Source organism: Bacillus sp. JJ1127 (assembly GCF_036965845.1).
Classification (GTDB): domain Bacteria; phylum Bacillota; class Bacilli; order Bacillales; family Bacillaceae_G; genus Bacillus_A.
In genome coordinates this window covers 1-1,983 of the sequence record NZ_JBALQK010000049.1, presented here as the reverse complement: position 1 = coordinate 1,983, position 1,983 = coordinate 1, and the positions used below count along the sequence as shown (strand labels likewise).

At 33.6% G+C, this 1,983-nt stretch carries 1 protein-coding gene and 1 pseudogene; one reads left to right on the top strand and one right to left on the bottom strand.

Features of this window, described 5'->3' with window-relative positions; translation table 11 throughout:
* Positions 1-233: pseudogene (locus V7183_RS06710) on the top strand (erythromycin esterase family protein); the annotation flags it as partial.
* Between the two features lie 146 nt (positions 234-379).
* Here the strand turns inward: V7183_RS06710 and V7183_RS06705 are convergent.
* Positions 380-1,258, bottom strand: a complete 879-nt coding sequence (locus V7183_RS06705) for a radical SAM/SPASM domain-containing protein (RefSeq protein WP_097894490.1) — start codon at positions 1,256-1,258, stop codon at positions 380-382.
* Between the last annotated feature and the right edge of the window lie 725 nt (positions 1,259-1,983).

The following is a 1,983-nucleotide window of genomic DNA, read 5'->3' as shown; positions in this document are numbered from 1 at the left end:
ATAATGGAGAGCCTTATGGAGAAAATTCTCTTGAATATATTTTAAACAATATACCTTATGATTACTCTTTTATTGATTTGAAGGGGCAAACAAAAGGCAAATATAATAAATGGATGTATGAACCGATATCTGCATTATCTCAAGGGTTATGGCAGGAAAAACTAATCATTCGCAGACATTATGATGGTGTGTTCTTTATTAAACATGTCACCCCTCCGCAGTATTTCAATTAGTGATGCTTATATACTATATTCCTTAGTTAAATTGCTCTTTTCCCCTTCATTTATCCAAGAAATAAGGACTATGAAAATAATCATAGTCCTTATTTCTTTTATTAATAGTAGTATTTTAATTTTTTATTTCTACGTCGTTTTCCTATCTATTTCCCAAACCTTTTACGATACCCACATTTTCTACATAGTTCCTCCACTGCCACTCTTCGTGAAAATCCATCTACCAGATTTTTCGCTCTATCCCTTTCGATAATTTCTGAGAACGAGGCCTCATTAATATTTCCAAGGTTAATGATTCCCTCACCATCTAAACAACAAGGAATAACGGTTCCGTTCGCTAAAATACCTGCTTGATTTCGAAGACCATGACAGAAGCCCTTTCCATCGTCCTCTTCTTCATGCAAGGCCGGCCACTGAAATTCGTAATCTTGATTGATGAAGATACGATCCGCAATCTTCACACCGCTTCCTGGTGTGATCCTCTCTTCAATTTTGTACTGTAAATCAAATTCTTTCTCAATGATTTCTAATAATTGTCTGTTTCTTTGTATTTCAAGATTCGTCTTATTGTCTTGCGTCAGGTTCCATAGTCTCAGCGAAACAATTAATTCTGATTGACTCGTTGCTTCTTTAATAAAGGAAAGGATACTTCTTACATATCCTTCTTTATCTTCAGATCCCGGATGACCATCAAAACTATGAAGTGAAAAATTTATCTGTCTTAGTGCAGGTTTATTTAATAATTTATGCCTCTTTTTATTAATTAACGTTCCATTGGTTGTAATATTAACTTTAAACCCTTTTTCATGACTTAGGTCCAGCAATTGGTCTATTTTAGGATGGAGCAGCGGCTCACCTTTTACATGTAAATAAATGTAGTCTGTGTGAGGTTTAATTTGGTCTAATCTCTTAGAAAACTCCTCCACAGAAAGAAATTGCTTCTGTCGTTCTGTTGGCGGACAAAAGCTGCATGCGAGATTACATACACTAGTAATCTCTAAATAAAACTTCTTAAACTTTTTCAACCTCAATTCCCCACTTCTTTGACTACTTAGAACAGGATGAAATATTGTTCTATCACTATTACAGCATAATTTTTCATAAATGGGAACATGCTTATTCAAGGAAACTAATGTTACCATTTTCTCCATTTGGAAGAATCTAATTGTATTTCACTCATTTCTTATAGTTTGTATATACTACCTTAACTGTTGAGAAAGAATTCCGCTTATTTTAATTTTTGTTGACGGAATTACAACATTTATTGAATTTTTATCAAAAAAATTATGCGGTCATGCAAATTTTTCAACAACTGAGAATAAAATACCGGTGTATTTAAAAAATCGTAGGGGAAGTGAAAAGGGAATGAGCGAAATAGATTCGTATTCAGTTTCTTCAAAAGAAAATCAATCGGACAAAATTTCCTTTTTTTGCAATTATGCTGTTTGTTCCGGATCTGATCTTTTTAGTTCTACTTACCAACAATCGAAAGGTTATGGGAGAACACGCTAATCCCCGGTGGAAACGGATGGTTGGATGGGGAATCGTATCGCTTTACTCGGTTGTGTCAGTGATAACAGTTATTTTAACAATAAATGGTACTATGTCTTAAAATGAGGAATAGCATCTTGTACCTTATCCATTCTCGTAAGCATTTATGTTATAAGATGAAAAAATGCCTTAGCCTGTTGTTTTTCTAACAGGGCAAGGCATTTTTTATAAGTTGAAATATTCATTAATAGAATAATAT